This is a genomic window from Deltaproteobacteria bacterium, assembly GCA_009930495.1.
In the GTDB taxonomy this organism is placed as follows: domain Bacteria; phylum Desulfobacterota; class Desulfovibrionia; order Desulfovibrionales; family Desulfomicrobiaceae; genus Desulfomicrobium.
The window spans coordinates 19,053-41,424 of sequence record RZYB01000005.1; the positions used below are offsets into that span (position 1 = coordinate 19,053).

The 22,372-nt window shown below is 58.5% G+C and carries 27 protein-coding genes; 9 read left to right on the top strand and 18 right to left on the bottom strand.

Annotation, left to right across the window (positions count from 1 at the left end):
- Positions 1-35: 35 nt before the first annotated feature.
- The 3 genes from EOL86_01285 to EOL86_01295 are packed head-to-tail and all read right to left on the bottom strand — an operon-like array spanning position 36 to position 2,974.
- A complete protein-coding gene (locus tag EOL86_01285; GenBank protein NCD24215.1) occupies positions 36-458 on the bottom strand; it encodes a hypothetical protein in 423 nt (140 codons plus the stop codon).
- A 45-nt stretch (positions 459-503) separates the two neighbouring features.
- Positions 504-1,502: a glycosyltransferase gene (locus tag EOL86_01290; GenBank protein NCD24216.1), complete on the bottom strand. Its 999-nt coding sequence runs from the start codon at positions 1,500-1,502 to the stop codon at positions 504-506.
- Complete coding sequence (locus EOL86_01295; GenBank protein NCD24217.1) at positions 1,499-2,974, bottom strand: FAD-dependent oxidoreductase; 1,476 nt, start codon at positions 2,972-2,974, stop codon at positions 1,499-1,501. Before EOL86_01295 ends, EOL86_01290 begins: the two co-directional genes overlap by 4 nt.
- A 143-nt stretch (positions 2,975-3,117) precedes the next feature.
- Here EOL86_01295 and mutY point away from each other — a divergent pair, with 143 nt between their 5' ends.
- A complete protein-coding gene (gene mutY / locus EOL86_01300) occupies positions 3,118-4,218 on the top strand; it encodes an A/G-specific adenine glycosylase (GenBank protein NCD24218.1) in 1,101 nt (366 codons plus the stop codon).
- Positions 4,215-5,054: an alpha/beta fold hydrolase gene (locus EOL86_01305; protein NCD24219.1), complete on the top strand. Its 840-nt coding sequence runs from the start codon at positions 4,215-4,217 to the stop codon at positions 5,052-5,054. Before mutY ends, EOL86_01305 begins: the two co-directional genes overlap by 4 nt.
- 5 nt (positions 5,055-5,059) lie before the next feature.
- Here the strand turns inward: EOL86_01305 and EOL86_01310 are convergent, their stop codons facing one another.
- The 14 genes from EOL86_01310 to EOL86_01375 all read right to left on the bottom strand — a co-directional run bounded on the left by EOL86_01310 (position 5,060) and on the right by EOL86_01375 (position 15,886).
- The gene (locus EOL86_01310; GenBank protein ID NCD24220.1) at positions 5,060-5,905 is read right to left on the bottom strand and encodes an outer membrane protein assembly factor BamD; all 846 of its coding nucleotides are present in this window, start codon (positions 5,903-5,905) and stop codon (positions 5,060-5,062) included.
- A gap of 30 nt (positions 5,906-5,935) precedes the next feature.
- Positions 5,936-6,253 carry a thioredoxin gene (trxA, locus tag EOL86_01315; GenBank protein ID NCD24221.1) on the bottom strand — a complete coding sequence of 106 codons (318 nt, stop codon included), beginning with the start codon at positions 6,251-6,253 and terminating at the stop codon, positions 5,936-5,938.
- Positions 6,254-6,256: 3 nt separating this feature from the next.
- Positions 6,257-7,324: a tRNA (adenosine(37)-N6)-threonylcarbamoyltransferase complex transferase subunit TsaD gene (tsaD, locus tag EOL86_01320; protein ID NCD24222.1), complete on the bottom strand. Its 1,068-nt coding sequence runs from the start codon at positions 7,322-7,324 to the stop codon at positions 6,257-6,259.
- A 9-nt stretch (positions 7,325-7,333) separates the two neighbouring features.
- On the bottom strand, positions 7,334-8,347 hold the full coding sequence (locus tag EOL86_01325; protein ID NCD24223.1) for a class 1 fructose-bisphosphatase: 1,014 nt from the start codon (positions 8,345-8,347) through the stop codon (positions 7,334-7,336).
- Positions 8,348-8,356: 9 nt separating this feature from the next.
- Complete coding sequence (locus EOL86_01330; protein NCD24224.1) at positions 8,357-9,049, bottom strand: hypothetical protein; 693 nt, start codon at positions 9,047-9,049, stop codon at positions 8,357-8,359.
- Positions 9,050-9,114: 65 nt separating this feature from the next.
- Positions 9,115-9,891: a tetratricopeptide repeat protein gene (locus EOL86_01335; protein ID NCD24225.1), complete on the bottom strand. Its 777-nt coding sequence runs from the start codon at positions 9,889-9,891 to the stop codon at positions 9,115-9,117.
- The gene (locus tag EOL86_01340) at positions 9,854-10,129 is read right to left on the bottom strand and encodes a septum formation initiator family protein (protein NCD24226.1); all 276 of its coding nucleotides are present in this window, start codon (positions 10,127-10,129) and stop codon (positions 9,854-9,856) included. The genes EOL86_01335 and EOL86_01340 overlap by 38 nt, the downstream gene beginning before the upstream one ends.
- 6 nt (positions 10,130-10,135) lie before the next feature.
- A complete protein-coding gene (locus EOL86_01345; GenBank protein NCD24227.1) occupies positions 10,136-10,723 on the bottom strand; it encodes a hypothetical protein in 588 nt (195 codons plus the stop codon).
- A gap of 13 nt (positions 10,724-10,736) precedes the next feature.
- Complete coding sequence (locus EOL86_01350) at positions 10,737-11,912, bottom strand: PilT/PilU family type 4a pilus ATPase (protein ID NCD24228.1); 1,176 nt, start codon at positions 11,910-11,912, stop codon at positions 10,737-10,739.
- A 1-nt stretch (position 11,913) separates the two neighbouring features.
- Positions 11,914-12,996, bottom strand: a complete 1,083-nt coding sequence (locus EOL86_01355) for a type IV pilus twitching motility protein PilT (GenBank protein ID NCD24229.1) — start codon at positions 12,994-12,996, stop codon at positions 11,914-11,916.
- Between the two features lie 75 nt (positions 12,997-13,071).
- The gene (pgsA, locus tag EOL86_01360; GenBank protein ID NCD24230.1) at positions 13,072-13,611 is read right to left on the bottom strand and encodes a CDP-diacylglycerol--glycerol-3-phosphate 3-phosphatidyltransferase; all 540 of its coding nucleotides are present in this window, start codon (positions 13,609-13,611) and stop codon (positions 13,072-13,074) included.
- A gap of 5 nt (positions 13,612-13,616) precedes the next feature.
- A complete protein-coding gene (locus EOL86_01365; GenBank protein NCD24231.1) occupies positions 13,617-14,216 on the bottom strand; it encodes a lytic transglycosylase domain-containing protein in 600 nt (199 codons plus the stop codon).
- Between the two features lie 18 nt (positions 14,217-14,234).
- Positions 14,235-15,140: an ATP-binding protein gene (locus EOL86_01370; GenBank protein NCD24232.1), complete on the bottom strand. Its 906-nt coding sequence runs from the start codon at positions 15,138-15,140 to the stop codon at positions 14,235-14,237.
- 68 nt (positions 15,141-15,208) lie between these two features.
- A complete protein-coding gene (locus EOL86_01375) occupies positions 15,209-15,886 on the bottom strand; it encodes a protein-L-isoaspartate(D-aspartate) O-methyltransferase (GenBank protein NCD24233.1) in 678 nt (225 codons plus the stop codon).
- Between the two features lie 136 nt (positions 15,887-16,022).
- On the opposite strand from EOL86_01375, the gene EOL86_01380 reads away from it, so the two are divergent.
- A complete protein-coding gene (locus EOL86_01380; GenBank protein NCD24234.1) occupies positions 16,023-16,457 on the top strand; it encodes a CBS domain-containing protein in 435 nt (144 codons plus the stop codon).
- Between the two features lie 108 nt (positions 16,458-16,565).
- Here EOL86_01380 and mgtE read toward each other — a convergent pair whose 3' ends face one another.
- Positions 16,566-17,903, bottom strand: coding sequence for a magnesium transporter (mgtE, locus tag EOL86_01385; protein NCD24235.1), 1,338 nt, complete (start codon positions 17,901-17,903; stop codon positions 16,566-16,568).
- A 130-nt stretch (positions 17,904-18,033) separates the two neighbouring features.
- Between mgtE and bioB the strand changes: the two genes are divergently transcribed.
- From bioB to EOL86_01415, 6 genes are all read left to right on the top strand, one after another.
- Positions 18,034-18,999 (top strand): biotin synthase BioB, encoded by a 966-nt coding sequence (bioB, locus tag EOL86_01390; GenBank protein NCD24236.1) that lies wholly within the window; start codon positions 18,034-18,036, stop codon positions 18,997-18,999.
- Positions 18,990-19,307: a hypothetical protein gene (locus EOL86_01395; protein NCD24237.1), complete on the top strand. Its 318-nt coding sequence runs from the start codon at positions 18,990-18,992 to the stop codon at positions 19,305-19,307. The genes bioB and EOL86_01395 overlap by 10 nt, the downstream gene beginning before the upstream one ends.
- Positions 19,250-20,014: an SDR family oxidoreductase gene (locus tag EOL86_01400; GenBank protein ID NCD24238.1), complete on the top strand. Its 765-nt coding sequence runs from the start codon at positions 19,250-19,252 to the stop codon at positions 20,012-20,014. Before EOL86_01395 ends, EOL86_01400 begins: the two co-directional genes overlap by 58 nt.
- Positions 20,011-20,376, top strand: a complete 366-nt coding sequence (locus tag EOL86_01405) for an acyl carrier protein (protein ID NCD24239.1) — start codon at positions 20,011-20,013, stop codon at positions 20,374-20,376. The genes EOL86_01400 and EOL86_01405 overlap by 4 nt, the downstream gene beginning before the upstream one ends.
- Complete coding sequence (locus tag EOL86_01410) at positions 20,360-21,520, top strand: beta-ketoacyl-[acyl-carrier-protein] synthase family protein (protein ID NCD24240.1); 1,161 nt, start codon at positions 20,360-20,362, stop codon at positions 21,518-21,520. Before EOL86_01405 ends, EOL86_01410 begins: the two co-directional genes overlap by 17 nt.
- Positions 21,492-22,372: aminotransferase class I/II-fold pyridoxal phosphate-dependent enzyme (locus EOL86_01415; GenBank protein ID NCD24241.1), on the top strand; the 881-nt coding region annotated here is incomplete at its 3' end. The genes EOL86_01410 and EOL86_01415, both read left to right, overlap by 29 nt.

Below are 22,372 nucleotides of genomic sequence, written 5' to 3' on the forward strand. Positions count from 1 at the left end.
GGGTGCTCGCGGCCATGGTCTATGAAAAACGAAACTTACTCGGCTTCGAAAAAGATGGACATCTGGGTCATGAGCGAGGTGATGGACTTGGAGAACATGTCCTCGGAAAACTCCGAGGCCACGAACTTGGTCTGCAACATGAGGAATTCCTCCTGCTCCTCGCCCAGGGGCGGGGTGATGGTCAGGGAAGCGCCCAGCAAATCGCCGTTGATGATCAAAAGATCGACGAGGTCGTCCTTGCCAATGTCCTCGATGGCGCCCAAGGACAGGGAGATGGTCACCGTGGGCACGTCGAACGTACCCTGGTTGGATTCCAGGGACACAAAACCACTGGCATCGTCGTCCAACTCGAATCCCCACAACGCACCGTCCTCGCTGGCCGGAGAAACAAGATCGATCTCCGAGGCGGCCTTGCGCAAAACTGTTTCGATTTCCTTTGAAAATTGTATCAAATCCATGGTTCACCTCCACGGGTGATGGTTGCTGTGTTCACGCCGACGCCCCTAGGCCGCCAGCAAAAAAGTTCGTCCCGGCACGTGGCCGCGCTGGACCAATTCCCGGGAAATACGCGCCCCGGCGCCTCGGCTGCCGACAAAGGACAGCACGAATTCCGTGTCCGGAAGATCCGCGCTCCAGGAGCAGACCGGCCGGCCATTGACGACATGCCCGATCTTGTCCGGATCGACATCCAGCCAGCGGGTGATGGCGATGCCGTGGTCCTCCAGCATCAGGGCTCGGCGACGGGTGACGCGGCCGGCTCCGACCACGGCCACCCGATACACGCCGCGCCCCGTCAGCCAACGAGCCAGATACTCGGACTTGACACGGTAGAACGCATCCACGGCGTAGCGGGAATCCGTGCGGGACAGGCGGGTCGGGGGATCGTTCCAGATCAGCACCTCGCGCGCCACCTTGTCCATGCGCACGCCGGCGTCCAGCCAGCGCAGGATCAATTCGTAATCCTCGGGAAACGGGCCGTCATAAAACGCCCCATGCCGGCTGACAAGCTCTTTGCGGAACATGATGCTGGGATTGGCGAAGGGCGATTCGACAAACCGGCCCAACCGGATGTCCTCTTCCGAAACCAGGGAATTGGTCCAGTCCACATAGGCTCCATAGCCCTTGCCGGCCAATGGGTCGCCGCCAAAACGAACCAGCCCGCCGACCAATCCGATATACGAATGCCGGTCCAGATGGGATTTTTGCACGGCCAGGCGTTCCGGGAGGCAAATGTCGTCGCTGTCCATGCGGGCCACGTAGTCCCCCCGGCACGATTCCAGGCCAAAATTCATGGCCTGGACAACGCCGCCATGGGGTCGGGCAAAAACGCGCACTCGTGGGTCACGAAGGGCAAAGGCATGCAGGACCCGGAGACTTGCGTCCGTGGACCCATCGTCGACGGCCACGATTTCGAAATCCGTCCAGGTCTGGGCCAGAAGGCTGTCCAGGCAGGCCGGCAGGGAACCCGCGGCGTTGAAACAGGGCAGAACCACGGAAATCATGCGTCGTCCTCGTTTAGGCCGCAGACTGAGCCGTCGGCCCGTCCCTTGAGCTGAAAAATCAGGGCCAGCCCCTTGCGAACCCGCTCCGAGAAGAGCTTGCGGCCAACCAGGCTGCCCGCGACGCGTTTGCTGATCTCGCCCATGGTCGGATACGGAAACACGGCGCCGGCAAGGGCCGGCAATTTCATGTTACCCGCGAAAAAGGTGGCCCACACCCCAAGCAGCTCTCCGGCTCGCGGTCCGTAAATCTGCACCCCCAAGGGCCGTTCCCGTTCATCCACCAACATCTTCAGCATCCCCCTCCCCTCGCCCTCGGCCAGGGCGCGGTCGTTGGCGGCGAAGTCCTCCGTCCAGACCGCATGGGCGATTCCCCGGGCCAGGGCCCGCTTCTCGTTCAGACCAATGGAGGCCAGCTCCGGCTCCGTGTAAACGCACCAGGGCATCCAGGTGTGATCGGCCTTGCGGGGCAGGCGAAAAACCGTATTGGCAATGACCACCCCGCCCTCATAGCCAGCGGCATGGGTAAATTGGTACTTCCCGGTCACGTCACCAGCCGCGAAAATATTCCCGTGAACCGTGCGCAATCGGGAATCGACGGCCAAACCTTGCGCGCTTTCCTCGATTCCCAGTCCACCCAGACCCAGGCCGGTGGTATTGGCCCGTCGCCCCCGCGCCACCAGCAGTCGTGCTCCTTGAAAAACGCAGGCTTGACCGTTTTGCTCGCCCCGCGCGACAACGAGACCGTGTTCCCGGGTCACTCCCGTGGCCCGAAATCCAAGCACGCAACGCACGCCCTCCTCTTCCAACCGACCCTGGATCAACGCGGCCATGTCCGGATCCTCGCGGCTCAGGAGCTGGGTTCCGCGCTGCAAAATCGTGACCGTGCCGCCGAGCCGGGCAAAGGCCTGGGCCATTTCCACGGCAATGGCGCCACCGCCCAGAATGAGCAGGGACGACGGCAGCTCGTCCAGGTCGAAAAGCTCCTTGTTGGTCAGAAAGGAGATGTCGGGCAGCCCCGGTACATCGGCCATGGCGGGCTCGGAACCCGTCGCCACCACCCAGAATCGGGCCGAAACCCGCTCCGATCCCAATTGCACCAGATGCTCGTCGACAAATTCCGGCTGTCCCTGGCGGACCATGGCCCCCAGACCACAAAAACGGGCCGGAGAATCATGGGGTTCGATGGCCGCGATGACCTCGCGGATGCGGGCCCGGACCCGCCGAAAATCCACGGGACCCGGAGTGACGGCCGGCAATCCGAAGCGGTCCATGGTGCGAGCCTGATGATAGAGGCGGGCCGCGTGCAGCAGCGTCTTGCTGGGCACGCACCCGTGATGCAGACAGTCGCCGCCAAGCCGCCCCTCCTTTTCGATGAGCACGACCCTGGCCCCCAGCCGGGCAGCCCCGGCCACGACGGTCAGTCCCGCCGCCCCGCCACCAATGACGCCAATGTCATAATCAAAAGTGGCCATCTTTCCTCCACGGTCACCCGTTCACATTGGGTCCTGAATTTCATATTTCCCTGGGGCGGTAAATACGGTAGCGCCGGGGGCGGCCCACGTTCCCGAGCATGGCGCATGAGCCGGATTCCGACATGACCGCGACGGAGAACTTCATGACCGCACCCAAGCCCCTGACCCAGATCCTCATGGACTGGTTCCAGGCCAACAACCGTCCCCTGCCCTGGCGCCGGACCTACGCCCCTTACCATGTCTGGATCTCGGAGGTCATGCTCCAGCAAACCCAGATGGAGCGTGGCGTGGCCTATTTCGAGCGCTGGATGGAACGCTTTCCGGATATCAGGACTCTCGCCGAGGCCAGCGAGGACAGTGTGCTCAAGGCCTGGGAAGGATTGGGTTATTACTCGCGGGCCCGCAACCTGCACCGCGCGGCGCGCCAGATACTGGCCGAGCACGGTGGTCGCGTCCCCGACGACATCCAGATCCTGCGCGGCCTGCCCGGTATTGGCCCCTACACCGCTGCGGCCATCGCCAGCATCGCGCACGGCCAGGACGTGCCCGTGGTCGATGCCAATGTGGAGCGGGTCATGAGCCGACTTTTCGATATCGCCGAACCCATCAAATCCCGGGCGGCCCAAAAACGTATCGCTCGGGAATGCTCCCGGCTCCTGCCTCGCGGCCAGGCCCGGATCTTCAATCAGGCCGTGATGGAATTTGGAAGTCTGGTCTGCACCCCGCGCGGGCCATCCTGCGACGCATGCCCGATCGCATCCTGGTGCCAGGCGGTCAGCCTGGGGCTACAGGAAGAACGTCCCGTGACGCCCAAGGCATCCACGCCCATCCACCTTTCCATGGCCACCGGCGTCTTGGTGCATGACGGGCATGTTTTCGTGCAACAGCGCAATGCCGACGATGTCTGGGGCAACCTGTGGGAATTTCCCGGAGGCGTGGTCGAGGAGGGAGAAAGCCCGGCCGCGACCGTCGTGCGCGAATACATGGAAGAAACACGGCTGCGGGTCGGTCGGCCCGAGCCCATCGATGCCTTCAAGCACAGCTACACCCGGTACCGCGTGACCATGCACGCCTTTTTCGTCGAACTGCAATCCGACCCAAAAACCGTGACCCTGCACGCCGCCCAGGAATACCGCTGGCTCGGGTGGTCGGAAGTAAAAAACCTCGCTTTTCCGGCCGGCCACCGCAAGCTCATCGAAAGCCTGGACGCCAACACCCATTTCCAAAAACGAGTCCGTCCATGACCATCATCGTGCTCTTCGTCCTCGGAATTCCCGCCCTGGCAACTCTTTTGACGTACACCTTGTTTTGTTACGAAGAGGCCAACCGAACCGGCCAGGATCTCGGCTACTTCCTGAAATTGGGCAGCCTAGCGGCCATCCGGAGCGCCCTGAGCGAAGCCCTTGTCCTCGCCCTCCATCCCCTTGGACTCTGGCCAGGATTGTGGCGCGACGCCCAACCAGGGACCGCGCCCGTGGTCGTCATGGTTCACGGCCTCTTCCACAATCCAAGCGCTTGGATTCTGTTTCGCCGCTGGTTTCACGCACGGGGCTTCGCGACGGCATGCATCGGCTACTCCAGCTGGGGGGCGGCCGACCTTGATCAAACCATCGCCAACGTCCGCCAACGCGTGGAACGCATCCGCCAGGAGCATCCAGGCCGCGAAATCCACTTGCTTGGCCACAGTCTGGGAGGCCTGCTTCTCCGCGCGGCCGTGGCCGAGCTGTCGTGCTGCCCGGAAATCAAAACCCTGACTACCCTGGGCGCGCCCTTTCAAGGCAGCAAGCTGGCCCCTTTTGCCATGCACTCACTGGGACGGTTTATTTGGCACGAGAGCCCGACAATCCGCCACTTGGCCGCCCTTCCCTTTCCCAAAAGCATTCAAGGGTTGGCTTTATGGTCCCGAGCCGACAACATGGTTCTGCCCACCTCGGCGCTCAGGTGCCCGATTCCCGGATGGAAAAATCAAAAAACAGCGGACATCAGCCACATCGCCATGCTGCATTCCCGGGAGATCTTCGAGGAAACATTGCGGACCATACAGGCCGCGAGGCAAGAACCTCGCGGCAGCATGAATTGAAAAATCTAAAGCCAGTCAAAAAACTTTTTGAACGTGCTCGGCTTGCGAGCCTTGTCGTTTTCTTCTTCCTGGTAATAATAAAAAGCCACTTTCTGCTTCGCCGCCGCCAGATCAACCAGTTCTTTTTGTTCAGGGTAGTTGTTGATCACTTGCGAATAGCGTAACCAAGCGGCCTTATATTCCTTGGACTTGAAATAATAGTCCGCGACATACAATTCGTGCTCGGCCAAGAGTTTGCGACATTTCACGATGTAATCGCTGGCCTGATCACGGTAGGCGCTCTGGGGATGGCCCTCGACGATCCGCCGGAATGATTCGATGGCCAGGGCCAGTTCCGTCTGCGGCAGATCTATGGATTGATGCGCATTGTACTTGGCGACTCCAATCTGGAACAACACATAGTCGATATTTTCGTGGCGGGGATGCATGCTGGAAAAATCTTCGTAAACATCCACCGCCTCAATGTACTGCTCATTCAAGAAAAAGGCATCACCAAGCATCAGCCTGGCCTGTACAGCAAAGGGGCTGAATGGATAGCGGTCATTCAGCTTGGTCAGCGCCTCTATGGCGGGAGGGTATTCCTTGTCCGCCATGTTCGTCTTGGCGTTTTCAAAAAGCTCCTGGGCCGTATCCTCTGGCGGCGCTAAAAAATAATAATCAATAACTCCGCACCCATTCACAAAAAAAAGGCAAACACAACAAAGAAAGAGTTTACGCATGAGACAAATCCGCTTCATGGATAAAAGATGATGAGCGCCCCTTGTCACCGGACAGGAGGGTCCGTGATCCACGGCATGTCGAGACCTTCCAAGGACAAAAAAAAGAGAGGGTGACCGACGAAGCGTGGCCACCCTTCAAAAATACATACGGACCGAACAGCCCTAGGCCTTGTCGCTCAGCATCTGCTTCAGACTGGCCTTGGACACGGCTCCGGTCACCTGCTCCGCGACTTCGCCGCCCTTGAAGAGAATCAGGGTCGGGATGGCGCGAATACCATATTTGCTCGGAGTGCTCGGGTTTTCGTCCACATTCATCTTACAAATTTTTACCTTGCCCTCGAACTCCTGGGACAGTTCCTCGATCACGGGGGCAATTGCCCGGCAGGGACCACACCATGGGGCCCAAAAATCGACCAGAACAGGAAGGTCGCTTTTCAAAACTTCAGCGTCAAATCCAGCATCACTTACTTGGGCTGCCATTATTCACTCCTTGAAGAAAGGGTTTACGATGTAGTCATTCGGGACCGGCTTTCCCCGGGGGATAGCCTCGAAGTCCAGGGCGCTGGCAAGGCCCCGCGCCGCGATTCGTTGTCCTGTGTACGCTATCATAGCCCCATTATCACCACAATAGTTTTGGCCAGGAACCAAAAATTTGAGGCCATGAGCCGTGGCAAAATCAAAAAACTCACGCCGCACCATGGAATTCGCGGCAACCCCGCCAGCCACGCACAAGGTCCGGGCACCTGGATGGGCATCCAGGGCGCGACGTGTCTTTTCAAGCAACGTCTGGACGATGGTCAGATTCACCGAGGCGCACAGGTCTTTAATCACCGTGGGAATCGCGTCCACCTGGAATTGCGCGTAATCGATCCGGGGCAGGTCATGGCCGGCGACATAGTGCGCCACGGCTGTCTTGAGCCCGCTGAAACTGAAGTCGCAATTGGAATTGTTCAGGTATGGACGGGTGAATAACCGTGGATCCGCCGTTCCATGCCCGGCCAGAATATCGATATATTTCCCACCTGGATACGGAAGATTCAGCAGTTTGGCGATCTTGTCGAAAGCCTCTCCCGCAGCGTCATCCAGGGTTCTGCCCACAAGTTGGAAATCCAGTTCGTCCCGCATCCAATAAAGATGCGTGTGCCCGCCGGAAACGAGCAGGCCCAACGCGGGGTACTCGATCGGCGCCTCGAATTCGCAGGCGAGCAGATGCGCCTGCAAGTGGTTCACGCCGACAATGGGCACATCCAAGGCCATGGCCAGGGATTTGGCGTAGGCAATGCCGACCAAAAGCGCCCCCAAAAGGCCAGGGCCCCTGGTCACGGCAATCACGTCCAAATCGCCCAAATCGATATTTTCATCCCGGACCAAGCCCTGCATCAGGCCGTCCAGCTGGCGCAAATGCTCGCGGGACGCAAGCTCCGGAACAACGCCTCCAAAAACCGCGTGCATCGGAACCTGGGAGTGCACGACATCCCGGACGCCATGCTCCGGACGCCAGATGCCGACGGAGGTTTCGTCGCAGGATGTTTCAATTCCCAGACAAATCATATGATCACTCTACGCGGACGCCTGCGCGTAATACTGGCGCACGATCTCGACATCGGCCTTGGAACCAACGAACAAGGGCACCCGTTGATGCAATTCCTGGGGTTCGATGTCGAGAATGCGGCGCGTGCCATCGATCGCCATACCACCGGCCTGTTCCACGATCATGGCCATGGGCGAGGCCTCCAGCATCAGACGCAGTTTTCCGGCCGGCTTGCGCGGATCGCGGGTGTCGGCTGGGTACATAAAAATTCCGCCATAGATCAAATTTCTATGGAAATCGGAAACCAAGGAACCAATATACCGCAAACTGTACGGAGTCCCCAGCGCATTGTTGGAAGACTTGAAGTATTCGACGATCTTTCGGGTCGGCTCGTCCCAATATGAACAGTATCCCTCGTTCACGGAATAAATCCGGCCTTGCTCGGGAATTTTGATATCTGGATGTGAAAGCAAAAATTCGCCCACGCTGGGGTCCAGGGTAAAACCGTGCACGCCGCTGCCGGCGGTATAGACCAGCATGGTTGACGAGCCGTAAATGATGTACCCCGCCGCGACCTGCATCGCGCCCTTTTGCAGAATTTCGCCAACGGTCACGGCTGACTGGCTAAACGATGTCCGCCGGTAGATGCCGAAAATAGTGCCAATACTGACGTTGGCGTCGATATTGGCCGATCCGTCCAGCGGATCAAAAACCAAGATATAGTCGCCAACGGGATAATGACGGGGAATCTCGATAAAATCCGCGTTTTCCTCGGAAACCATGGCGCAGAGGACACCGGCTCGTTCCATCCGTCGGATGATGACCCGATTGGCGAAATCATCGAGCTTCTGCACGGCCTCGCCTTGGACGTTGACCTCGCCCGTGGCGCCCAGAACATCCAACAGGCCCGCTTTTGAAACTTCGCGGCCGATAATCTTGGCGGACAGGATGAGCTCGGTAAGCAACCGGGTGAACCGCCCGGAAGCCATCGGGCGTTCTTTCTGACTGAGCAGCAAGTGCTCGACCACTGTGACTTGTCTCATGGCAAACTCTTATTTTGCATAAAAATATACAATGTTATCGGATGCATGGCTACGAATCCAACGATATTTCCCGGTCCCGGAGGACACGGAGCCAGAATAGTCCCGGTCCGTGGAAACCCGGTCAAAGGCCGTCGAATCCAAAAAACCACCGTCGCCCCCGACCACGACCCGGTCTCCCACGGCGACAATTAGACCATCCAAGGCAAGACCGTCGACAAGGGCCGAAAAATCCAAATCCAGCACCGCGAAGCGGTAGGTATCCAACTTGGTTTTCACGGTGTTGACCATGAAATAGCGATCAAGGTCATGACGCAAAACACTCCCAGGTTGCTTGTCCAGTCCCACGAGCATTTCACGAATGCCTGTATCGTAGGCAAGCGCCTCGCTTCCGGAAGTAAACATGCCCTCGTTGTCGTAGAACCCGATGTCCCGTACCCACGGATAGGTGGCCCTCAGCGATTCGAACCATTGCGCGTCAACGCCGGCCTCGACCATGTCGATCTGATTGCGCAACGACACCAGACGACTGTCCACGGCGTAATACCTGTCCAAAAATTCGGAGGGAATGTCGGCGTCCTCGACATTGTCATAATCAACGACAGCTTTTGGGTTCACGTATTCGTTGTAATAAAGCTTGGTTTTATGGAGAGCTTGGCAGCCCGAAAAAATGAGCATGGCAAGAAAAAGAACTAATAATTTCATATAAATTCCAGAGTATTTATGGTTAAACGGCTATAAAGTAATCGCGGCGCGGTCGCCCGGAACGGTCACGAAATGGTTTTTCGCTCCAGGCGGTCGGCCAGAGAATTCAAAAGTTGGTACAGTTTGGCATTTTGTCCTGATTCCGGGATATCCCGTGCCCCGATTTTCTTCCGAGCCCCTGTCCGCAAGCCCGTCAACTCCGCCCGCTCAACGGGATCGTCACAGGCGGCAATCAATTCATCATAGATGCGCACGGCTTGCTCATGCTCTCCTTGCGAGGAAAGTAGCTTGGCCATGGTTTTCGTCCTGATCCCGGAGTTGATGCACAGCTGTGCCACTTCCTCGGCATCGAGATCCTCCTCGGGTTCCCGCGTGACAGCGTCGGGTGGACTCATCGTATCGAGGTAGTGGGAAATACCGGCTCGCATCACGGCAAACAAATCCACGGGCCGATTCGCGGCCGCTTGTTCAAAGACAAAGGCGGCGGTCAACAGATCGTCCTGCTCCGACTTGGCAAAAGCGGAACGCAGGGAGGTCCAGAAACGTCCGTACGTGGCGAGCTTTTCGTGAATGGCCCGCGCCACGTCCTCCGCTTCCACATTCGCGCCGGTTTCGTGGAGAAGTTCTATCAGGAACAGTTGGGCTTCAAGATAATCCGGATGAAATTCAAGACCTTTTTTCAAAATCTGGATGGCGCGGGGAGCATTGCCCTGTTTGTTGTACAGGCGAGCCAACGGGAAAAAAATCTTGGATCCAGAATCATGGGCAAGGAGTTCGTCCAAAAGCTGTAACGTGTCGTGCATATTATTTGAAAATGTACATTGTTTCGTTTTCGGCCACATAAAAAAGTTCACGTTTTACGAGGCGCTCAATATACTTGTCGTCCTTCTTCACGACACGAATCTCGGAACTGAGTTGGCGGTTTTGCGCGTCGATATCCTCAATTCGTGTGTTTATCGTGGAAATCTTGTCCTTGAGATCATTGTAGGCGGGCAGTCCGGTTTGCCCGTCAAAAATTTGGATGGCGAGAAAAAAATTCACGAAAACCAAAAGAACCACGAAAAAACCCGTTTTGCTCATAAGCGTCTACCCCTGGGCTCGCAAGCGCTGTGCCGCAAGGCTCCATGGCTCGATATATTTCTGGTAGTTCCCAAGGGAAAGCTCCATGAATTTCTCGATTTCGTCGTTGTCCGTCTTGGAAATCACGGAATTGACGCCACGCATGAAGGCTTCATGGCCGTGCAGGCTTTGGCAATTCCCGCCGACAACTATGATGTTCACATCCCGTCGGCGCAACCCGTTCCATTTTTTAAAAATTTCATGCAAGGGAAGTGAGTTGGTCGAATCTTCAAGAACTATTATATTGTAATAATTTATGCGAACCTTCTCGACTGCTTCCGTGATTTCCGTCGAGTCGGAAACATAAATACCATTTTTTTTGAAAAAGCTCTTGAGGCGCTGGCTTAAAATCGCGTCGGCCACGAAAAGAAAGGCCACTGTCGCGTCATGTGGAAAGGTCTCGATCATTGTCCCTGATTCCGAACTCGTTTCGGACATATCGACAATGATCGGCTCGCGGCACTTTGGACAATTCAACTTGAACTTTTTCGCTTCCGGAATCCGATCATCGGGCAAAATAAACGTCGTCTTGCAATGCGAACAGGAAATTTCCATGCATCCACCTCAATCACAACATAACATTCTTGCGATCATAATCTTGATCAAGCTCAAGACCTTCAATTTCCGTCACTTTTTCTCCCCGGGCAGATTTTATTTTGTCGATCATCTGCGCGAGTCGTGACTTATCCGAGGCATTGAGCATGGCCATCTCCTCGGAGACGATGTTTTCGTAAAAAAGATTCGCCAAATATTTATCGAAAGATATCATTCCGTAGGCATCGCCACCGTCGACTATGGAGTAAAAAGTCTTCTCCTCGGTTTCGCCGTTGAGGATGACTTCCCTGATGCGCATATTGGATTTCAAAATCTCGAACGCGGGAATCCGGCCCCCGCCAATCTTGGTCAGCAATCGCTGGGAAACAATGTATTTCAAACTTTCCGCCAACCGGGATCGGATCAAGCGCTCTTCCTGCAATTCAAACATACCGATGATGCGGTTGATAGTCTGGCCGGTATCGCTGGTGTGCAGGGTACCGAGCACCAGATGGCCCGTTTCCGCGGCTTCGAGCGCGATGGAGATCGTTTCCCGATCACGGATTTCACCAACAAGGATGACCTTCGGCGCCTGACGCAAGGCGGCGCGCAAACCGGAGGCAAAGGTGTCGAAATCCATGCCTAGCTCGCGTTGGTTGACCGTGCCCAGCTTGTGCTCGTGGACATATTCTATCGGATCCTCGAGGGTGACGATGTGTTTGCGGTTGAGCACATTGATATTGTCGATCAGGGCGGCCAAGGACGTGGTCTTACCGGTTCCCGTGGCGCCCGTGACCAGGATCAAACCAAATTTTTCCTTGGTCATTTCATGAAAAACATCCGGCAGGCCCAAGTCCTTGATCGTGGGTACCTTGGAGGTCAACCGACGCAAAACAATGGCCATGGATCCTTTCTGCCCCAAAATATTGACACGGAACCGACAGCGACCAGATAATTCATAGGATAAGTCACAAGAGCCCGTGCGAAGCTGATCCTCGTACAGGCGTAACTGGCGTCCCATCAGACACATGGCGATGGCCTCGACCTGAAACGGAAGCAAGGGGCCGGGATTCGGGGAAACACGGGCATCACGCAGCTCGCCATGGACCTCGACCTGAATCGGTTTGTTGACCGTGAAAATGATATCCGAGGTTCCCGAAGCAAAATCCAGAACCTGGTTCAACATGTGGTCCAGCTGGGCGCGCTGCATCCTACACCTCCGTGAAATCCTGAGGAGGAGTTGTTAAAAATTCCCGGAATTTCGACTTTGTGGCCGCTTTGTTGTACGCTTGTTCAGGATCGATGATGCCCGCCGTGAGCAATTTCAAAATCGCCTCGTCCAGGCTCTGCATGCCGAATTTTTTCCCGGTCTCGATCACGGAATTGATTTGGAAAATTTTGTTCTCGCGAATCAGATTGCGGACAGCTGGAGTCGCGATGAGAATTTCGATGCCCGCGACCCGGCCCGGACGATCGACACGCTTGAACAGGTTTTGCGCGATGATCGCCCGCAGGGAATCGGCCAGGCCGGACCGGATTTGGCCCTGCAAGTCACCGGGGAACACTTCGATGATACGGTCAATGGTCTTGGAGGCGGAAATGGTGTGCAAGGTGCCAAAAACCAAATGACCCGTTTCCGCCGCTTCCAGGGCCAGCTGGATGGTTTCCAGATCGCGCATTTCACCAACCAGGATAATATCCGGGTCTTCACGCAAGGCACCACGCAAGGCCGCGCTGAAGGACATGGTGTCTCGTCCGACCTCGCGTTGGTTGATGAGGCAATTCTGCGGCTCGTGCACGAATTCGATGGGGTCTTCGATGGTCAGGATATGATCCTTGCGGATCTTGTTCACATAATCGATGATCGCGGCCAAGGTCGTGGATTTACCACTTCCCGTGGGGCCCGTGACCAAGACCAAGCCCTTGGGCAACAAGGCCAGATTCTTCAACACGCCTGGCAAGCCAAGATCATCCAATGAAAGAATCTTTTGTGGAATTTCACGAAACACGGCCCCGATGCCACGCTTTTGCATGAAAAAATTCGCGCGGTAACGAGCCAGATGAGCGACTTCATAGGAAAAATCAACATCGCCCGTTTCCTCGAAAATCTTCGCTTTGTTTTCTGGAGTTATTTCATACAAAAGCTTCTTCAGCTCTTCATGCTCAAGAACCTTATATTTGATGCGCTGCATTTCACCTTGAAGACGGATAATGGGCTGCGAACCCGCGGAAAGGTGTAAATCCGATGCGCCAAGTTCGTGCATCATCTTGAAAAAAGCATCAATTTGGGCCATAAAAGCATCCTTCTGCTAAAAATCCGCGTATCGTGGAATTGTCCCCAAAAACACCCAGGGCGGGAGCACAAAAAACTAATCCGTCCAAACCTGATAAAACCCATGCAAATAATTCCATCCGGAATACACGGTCAAAAGCATGGCGATAAAGAGCAAAACCTGGCCTAACGAGGCGCAATCCAAGCCAAATACGGGGTAGTGGTATAAAAGTGGCACCAACGCCACGCTTTGCATGATTGTCTTCATCTTGCCATATTTGTCGGCGGCAATGACATGTCCCTTGTCGGCGGCGATGGCCCGAAGCCCCGTGACCATGATTTCCCGCGCAATGACGATGATGGCGATCCAACCAGGAATCCAGTTGAGTTGGACCAGCATGATCATGACCGAGGCAATGAGTATTTTATCGGCGATGGGGTCGAGAAATTTTCCGAAATTGGTCACCAGGTTGTACTTGCGCGCGATGAAGCCATCCGCGAGGTCGGTCAAAATCGCCACCAAAAAAAACACCGTGGCCAGGACGCAGGTGACCCGTCCAGGAAAATAAAGCAGGGCCACGATGAACGGGACGGCGCAAATCCGAAAAATAGTCAGGGCATTTGGTAGGTTAAGCATTTTTATCATTCGTAATGTTGCAGTCGAGCACAGACCTTTTCCACATAGTTTTGGGTCTCGCTGTAGGGCGGAATACCGCCGTACTTTTCCACGGCGTTCGGGCCGGCGTTATACGCGGCAATGGCCAATCGCCTGTCGGGGAATTTATCCAGTAAAAAACGCAAATATCGGATGCCCGCGTCGATGTTTTCCGTCGGATTGAAGGGATCGACCAAATCCAGATCCTTTCCCGTGCTTGGCATGATCTGCATCAGGCCACGGGCTCCCGCCGAAGACACGGCTCCCGCATTAAATCCCGATTCAACATCGATCACGGCCATGACCAAACTCGTGTCGATGCCATACTTCGCGCACAAACCAGAAACAATCCCCTCGATCTCTTTCACGCTGCGCCTATCCCGCTTGAAGGCGATCAGCGCGTTCCGGATATAATTGATGGACCGTTTGAATCTGTACGGCTTGAACCGCGCGGACGAGGGGATATCCGTGATGCACAACGAGCCATCATCCTTGACTGTGTAATAAAAACCCTTGGCCAGCGCGGATTCCCACGCTGGCAAGGATAATATCAGGCCCAGCAAACCAAAGGTCACCAAACGTAACATGGATCTTGAGTTCCTGGTTCAGACGTGACTGCTCGAAGCGGCCTCCAGACTATTTTCGGCCGCCATGATGACCCGCTCGGCCAAATCGAGCAACGCTTTTTTTGCCGGGCAGTCAACATCGAGCATCACAACCGGTTTGCCCAGATCGCCAGCGACCACTGTCGCGGGGTCAAGGGGTATGGCGCCCAAAAATTCCAAGCCGTATTTTCGCGCCAGTTCCTCTCCACCGCCCGTCTTGAACAGGTCGATTTTCTGGGAGCAATGGGGACAGATGAGTCCGCTCATATTTTCCACCACACCCAAGATGTTCGCCTTGACGTACTGCAAAAAATTTATCGACTTTCTCACGTCGGCCAGGGAAATTTCCTGAGGCGTGGTGATGACGATGCTCAGGGCGTCCGGGACTGTTTTCAAGACCGCCATGGGCTCGTCACCCGTGCCTGGAGGGGAATCGATGACCAGAAAATCCAACTCGCCCCAGTCCACGTCGGACACGAATTGGCGAATCGCCGAAGTTTTCATGGGGCCCTTCCACAACACGGCCTGATCCGGGTCCTTGAGCAAGGACTCCATGGACACCACCGACAGGTTCTCGCTGTATCGTTTCGGAAGAATACCGTGGTTTTGATCGATCTCCAACAAGCCGGTCAGTCCAAGAAGATGGGGCACGCTCGGGCCGTGGATGTCCACGTCCAATAATCCGACCTTGTACCCCTTGAGAGCCAGGGCGGCGGCGAGATTGGTGGACACGGAGCTTTTTCCGACTCCGCCCTTGCCGCTCATGATAAAAAGCTTGTATTTAATCTTCGACAAGGTGGAAGCAATGACCTTGTCCTGGCGTTCCATTTTGGATTCAGGACTGTCCTGAATCTGGCCCAGTGAATTCTTGCCCGCGCAGGAGGCGCGGGACGACTTTTCAGACATAGAATCTCCTTGCAAAAAAGAACCACGCCCGGCGAAGTGACTAGGTCTTTCCGACCGATCCGTGGATATTACCAGCCATGGGCCCCGACAAGATCGACAAATGCCACGGAGCCATGGTTTTCGTGATGAATCCGCCCTTCCTTTTTAAAAATGCGAAGCAGCCGTTGCTCGCGTTTGGCCTCGCCCACCGGGATGACCAAAATCCCGGGATCCGTCAGCTGGTCCAAAAGGGGCTCGGGCACCTTGGGACCGCCGGCGGTGACGATGATCCGATCAAATGGCCCTTGTTCCGGCCAGCCCAGGGTACCGTCATCAAGCTTGAGCCACACATTGTGGAACTTCATCCGCGAAAGACGGCTTCGGGCCATGTCGTACAGCGGTTTGACGCGCTCGACGCTGTACACGTCCGCTTCCATGGCCGCGAGAATCGCGGCTTGATAGCCGGAGCCGGTACCTATTTCAAGGATGCGCATTCGGGGGCGGACAACCAAAAGAGAGGACATGAGGGCCACGATGTAGGGTTGGGACAGGGTCTGCCCCAAACCGATGGGCACGGCATGGTCGCCGTAGGCTTGAGCTTGAAGGGCTTCATCGACAAAGAGGTGTCTGGGTACCCGACGCATGGCCGCGAGCACGCGTTGGTCCGTGATCCCGCGAGCCTCGATCTGCTCCAGTACCATTCGTTCGCGAATCCGACGCAAATCCCTCAAGGAAACTCCCAGCACGTGAAATTCATGAAAAAACATTGCCAACACGTGCAAACCAAATTTCACATCCCAAGTCAACACAGAGCGCCGAATCGACCCTGTAACGCCGCGAAAAAAAACCTTTTGCTTGCCCGAACGAACGGATTCATGAACAATATGGGAAAAGGAGACAGCCATGTTCCAGGTAAAAGACATCATGACCAAGGACGTTTTCACTCTGAATAGGCGGGACACTCTGAGCGCGGCCAAGGATCTGATGGACTTGGCCCGAATCCGACATATCCCCATTGTCGACGACCAGGGAAACTTCGCCGGATTGCTCACCCACCGCGACATCCTGGCCGCGACCGTCTCGGTGTTGGCCGGCCTCGACCGCGAAACCCAAAATGAGATCGAGGCCAGCATTCCCATCCGGGAAATCATGCAGACCGACGTGGTCACGGTCAGCGCCGATCTGTCCCTCAAAATCGCGGCGCGGATGCTTCTGGAGGAAAAATACGGGTGCCTGCCCGTGGTCTGCGACGGGCATCTGTGCGGCATCATCACCGAAGCGGATTTTCTCCGCCTGACCATGGACCTGATGGACGCAGTGGAGCCGGATGAGGATTAACTGTCAGCGCCGCGAACTCTTTTCGGACGACATGCAATCAAAGCGGGCCAAAGCCGATATACCCGGCTTTGGCCCGTGAATGTCGAGCGCCCCAAAAACGCCCCGTGATCAAAACAAAAATATCGCCGCCAGACCAAGAAAAGTAAAAAAACCAAGACTGTCGGTCAGCGTGGTCAAAAAAATACTGGAGGCCTGGGCCGGATCTCGGCCGATCTCCTTCAAAATAAGCGGAATGGAAGCTCCGGCCACGGCCCCGATGAGCATGTCCACGCCCAAGGCCACGGACATGACCGCGGCCAGGGCCAAATTCCTGGTCCAGCCAAAAAGGCCGGCAAAAACCAAGATTCCGACAATAAGTCCGTTGGCCAGCCCGATCTTGGCCTCCCGGGCCACGGCCACCCAACTTTTCTTGCGGTTGAAGCGTTCCATGGCCAACTGCCGGATCATGACCGCCAGGGACTGCTGGCCGGTGTTTCCGGCCTGATTGGCGACAATGGGCATGAGCGCGGCCAGGATGGCCATCTGGGCGATGGTCCCCTCGAACATATGGACCACGAAAGCGGACATGGCCGAGTTGAGCACATTGAGCACCAGCCATGGCAGACGCTTGCCCAGGGAATACGTCCAGGGCGAGTCCACGGTCTCGTCGGCGCCGGCGCCGACCATGGACTGCATGTCCTCGCTGGCCTCTTCCTGGATGATGTCGATGACGTCATCGACCGTGACCATGCCCAGAAGCCGTTGCTCGTGATCCACGACGGGCAGGGCGAAAAAATTATAGCGGCTGATCAGGCGGGCCACTTCTTCCTTGTCCACGTCAAAGGAAACATAAATCAGATTCTGCTCGTGCAGGAGATCCTTGAGGATGGTCCGACCCGGGCTCAGCAGCAGGTCGCGCAGGGAGAGCACGCCCTTCAAATGGCGGTATTCGTCCACGATATAGGCGTAATACGGGATTTCGCTTTCCTCGACCCGGTCCCGGACAAGGGTGATGGCCTGTTGGGCGTTCATGTGCTGATCCAGGGCCAGAATCTCGGTGTTCATGACACCGCCGGCGCTGTCCGGATCGAAGCGCAGCAGGTCCGAGATTTCCTCGGCATCCTCGCGCTCCAACTTTTTGAAAATGCCGGCTCGCGCCTCCTGGGGCAAATCCTCCAGGATGTCCGCCGCGTCGTCCGGTGACATGACTTCCAGAATGGCGGCCGCGAAGGACGGAGACAATGTGCTCACGAGGGCAATACGATCGTGCCGTTCCATTTCGGTGATGGATTCGGCCGCGTCCTCCACGTCCATCTCCTGGATATATTCGAGCTGTTCGGTCAGGGACAGATTTTCCAACTCGTCGGCCGTGTCGGCCGGATGCTGGCTGTCCAGGGACGTGGCAACCCAATCCACGAGGGCGTGGCTCAAAGGCGCGTCTTCGGGCGTATTTTTCTCGGTATTCATGACGGATATGGCCTAGTCCAAACGTCTTTACAGGTCAAAGCGCATTTCGGATCATCGCTGAAATTTCACACACCGCCCTGGTTTGACATCGTCCAAGCCCCCCGCGTATTGCCCGGCCACGGGAAAAAATATGCATCATATCATCACAACGCTCACCCAATCCATCCAGAACGGCCTGCGACCGACCGAAGCCCTGGGCCGCGAGCTGGCCCGACTCGGCGACGAGCACACCACCGCCCTGCTCTGCGCGGCCAACACCATCAAAAACGCCTTTGGCCTGGCGCATTTCACCTGCTCCATCACCAACGCCAAGTCCGGTCGTTGCTCCCAGGACTGCGCCTTCTGCGCCCAGAGCGCGCACCACGACACCGGCGCGCCAGAGCACCCGCTGTTGCCCCTGGAGCAGATGATTGAGCGCGGCCTGGCCATGCACCGGGCCGGGGCGCGCTGCTATTCCCTGGTCACCAGCGGCCTCATGCTCTCAAGCCAGGAAATCGACCAGATCTGCGCCTGCCTGCGCGCCTTGCGCGAACAGACGGACCTGGAACTGAGCGCCTCCCTGGGCCTGCTCACGGACGACTACGCCACCCGCCTCAAAGCCGCTGGTCTGACCCGCTACCACCACAATCTGGAAACGGCCCGCTCCCATTTCCCGCGCATCTGCACCACCCACGCCTATGACGATGACATCGCCACCATCCGCCGGGCACAGGCGCACGGACTCAAGGTGTGCAGCGGCGGCATTCTGGGCCTGGGGGAGAGCTTTGATCAACGCATCGAGCTGGCCGCGACCCTGGCCGAACTGGGCGTGGACACCGTGCCGCTCAATTTCCTGTCCCCCATTCCGGGCACGCCCCTGGGCCAAAGCCCCCTCCTGACGCCGCACGATGCGCTCAAATCCGTGGCCCTGTTCCGGTTCATGCTGCCCACGGCGCACATCACCATCGCCGGCGGTCGGGAACGGGTCCTGGGCGATTACCAATCCTGGCTGCCCCTGGCCGGGGCCAACGGACTCATGATCGGCAATTACCTGACCACCAAGGGCCGCGGCCTGGACCAGGACCGGCGCATGCTGGAGCGGGGACAATGGATCTGAACCTCGTTTCCGCCAGTGCCGAAGAACGGATCTACGCCTGCCGGCTCGCACCGGACGATGCCTGCTTCCACGAGCATTTTCCGGACAATCCGGTTCTGCCCGGATCGCTGGTGGCGGCCTTGAGTCTCCAGGTCGTGCGCGAGGATTTCGGCCGGACCGACGCCCTGCGCATCGAGCGCTTCACCTTTCGTCGCTTCGCCGCGCCCGGCGCCTACGAACTGCGGATCACGGCCGATGACGGCGCTTTCCGATGCCGGCTGCTCCAGGAAAACATCATCCATGCCGAGGGGCGGATCACATGCGTCTGACCTTCACGGGCGCGCGCGTGCTCATCCTGGGCGGAAGCTGCTCCCTGGGCCTGGCTCTGATCGATCTGACGCGCGAAACCGGCCTGGCCATCGTCCCCACCCACTCCTCGGATACCGGCCACGCGGCCCTGGCGGAACGTTTTCCGGACCTGGCCGCGCGCAGCCCGCGCCTTGATCTGGGAGATCCGGCCAGCGTGGACGCCCTGGAACGGGACGCGGATTATGTGATCGACTTCGCCCACGCCCGCTTCGAAGCCCTCATGGCCGCCAGCACCGAAGCCGACGCCTATTTCGCGGCCCAGATCGCCGGCCGCCAGCGCCTGCTCCGCCACCTGGGACGGGCCATGCTGACCCGACGCTTCGGCCGCCTGATCCATGTCTCGTCCACGGCGGCCTGCCTCCCGGCCGAGGGCCAGGGGTTTTACAGCGCGGCCAAGCGGGCCGGCGAGGCCCTGTATCAGGCCCTGGGTCTGGAACTTGGCCCGCGCGGCGTGACCAGCGTCAGTCTGCGCCTGGGCCTGCTCGATGCCGGGCGCGGTGCGAATTTTCTGGACACGGCCGACCGCCGCGCCACCCTCAAAGCCCCGCTGGTGACCACGGACCAGGCCGCGTCCACGCTTCTTTTCCTGATGTCGGACCAAGCCCTGGCCTTCACCTGCACGACCCTGACCATGGACGCCGGACTGACGGCGCGCAAACACATATGAACACCTTGGAAACCATCCGCTCCATTCTAGCCGAAATTCTCGATCTGGACCCGACGGACATCACGGCCGACACCTATGTCATCCGCGACCTGGAAGCCGAATCCATCGACCTGCTGGAAATCGGCGTGGCCATCCAGCATCGTCTTGGGACCCAGGTCGACGACGACACCCTGTTCCTGAAAAACCTACGCATCCAGCTCGCGCGGGCCGAACAGAACCAGACCGCGCCCCTCGATCTTCTGACCGAAACCTACCCCCACCTGGATGCCGCGCGGCTGCGCCAGATACTGGACGATGTCCAGGCCGGACCGGTGCTGCGCGTGCGCGATCTGGTCGCCTATGTCGATGCCGCCCACAGCTGAATCACCGCGCCGGGTGGTTGTCACGGCCAGCGGATTCCTCCTCCCCCTGGGCCGGGACGAGGTCAGCCTCCTGGCCGGTCTGGACGCGCCCCACGGCCCCTTCGTGGCAGCCCTCCAGGACCCGGAAGTGGCGGTCTGTCCGGTTCCGGACTTCGACCTCAAAGCCTTCACCGGCCGCTTCAAGGACGCCCGCTACCTGACCCGTGGCCAACAACTTTGTCTGGCCGCGGCCATCCGCGCCGTGGAACGCTCCGGCCTGAACCCGACCGCCCTGAATCAAGCCGGGCTGTTCCTGGGCCTGGGGCCCAATCTCGAAGCCAGCCCCCGTACGGACAGAGCCCTGTGGCTCCTTGACTACCTGCCCAACACGGTCGCCGCCGCCATGGCCAAATTTTTGGGAGTGCACGGTGAAAACCTGACCATCCTGACGGCCTGCGCGGCCTCGACCCAGGCCTTGGGCCAGGCTTTCCGGGCCATCCGTCACGGTCTGGCCGACGTGGCCCTGGCCGGCGGCGGGGACTCGCGCCTGTCCGGCCCCGGCATCGCCGCCTACAAGCAGGCCGGTGTTCTGGCCTCGGGCTGGAGCCGGCCGGAATTGGCCTGCCGCCCCTTTGACCGCGCCCGCTCGGGCTTTGCCATCGGCGAGGGCGGGGCCATGTTCGTGCTTGAAAGTCTGGAGCACGCACGAAAGCGCGGGGCCGTCATCCTGGCCGAAATCACCGGCGCGGCCTCGTCCCTGGACGGTCACGCCCTGACCGGCCCGGACCCGGACGGCCGCGCCGCTCGCCAGGCCGTGGCCCGTTGCCAAAACGAACCCGGCGCGGTCATCGTCGCCCACGGCACGGGCACGGTCCTGAACGACGCCATCGAGGCCGAAGTCCTGGCCGCCAGCGCGCCCCTGGCCGTTGTCGCCTTCAAATCGCGCATCGGGCACCTAGCCGCGGCCTGCGGCGCGGCGGAACTGGCCCTGGCCCTGGCCTGCGCCAAACGCGGCCTGTTCCCGGCCATCGCCAATCTGAACGATCCGCAACGGCCGGACCTGCCCTTTCTGCGCCTCCCCACGCGGCTTGCGCCCAAAACCCTGCTCATCCAGAGTTTTGGGTTCGGCGGCCAGAATGCCTGCCTGGAGATCCGGCCATGGTAGGCGATTTCACGGCCCGCTTCGATCCGGCCCTGGCCCTGTGGCGCATCGAGGCCTGCTCGGCCACGGCCATCACGACCCGCACGAAGCCCAACCCGCCCGACTATCTGATCCTGGAAGCCCTGGCCCAGACCTGCGGCATGCACGCCCGCTGGCTGCACGATTTCCGCGAACAGGTCTTTCTGGTGTCCCTGGCCGGCCTGGTTTATCCCGACGATCACGGCGCGGCCGGCTGCCTCGTCCAGGCCGAACTGACCGGTCAGACCGGCGCGGCCTTCAGCTACGCGGCGCGCCTGGACAATGGCCCGGCCTGCCGCGTGACCATGGGCCGTCTGCCCACCGCGCCCGACACGACTCTTTTTCGCGAGCGATTCCAATGCTTGATCACCCCATCGCCCAACGTCTGAAGGCCGAAATCGCGGCCAGAACCGCATCCGGCCTGGGACGACGATTTTTGCCGATCCAGGCCCGCGACGGCGCGCGCCTCGTCGTGGACGGCCGGGACATGCTCAATTTTTCCGCCAATGATTTCCTGGGCCTGGCCACGGACCGCGCGGCCGCGTCCGAATTGGCCCGCCTGTGCGCGGCCCAGGGCTGCGGAGCCGGGGCCTCGCGTCTGGTGACCGGCACCACGGCCTCCATCCTGGCCGCCGAGGACGCCCTGGCCGCCTATTTCGGCTTCGAGTCCTGCCTGATCCTGGGCAGCGGATTTCTGGCCAACCTGACCCTCATCGCCACCCTGTTCTCGGCCAAGGACACCCTTATTCTGGACAAACGCGCCCACACCAGCACCATGGCCGGCGTGCGTCACAGTGGAGCCGCCTTTCACACCTTCCGGCACAACCGCATGTCGCA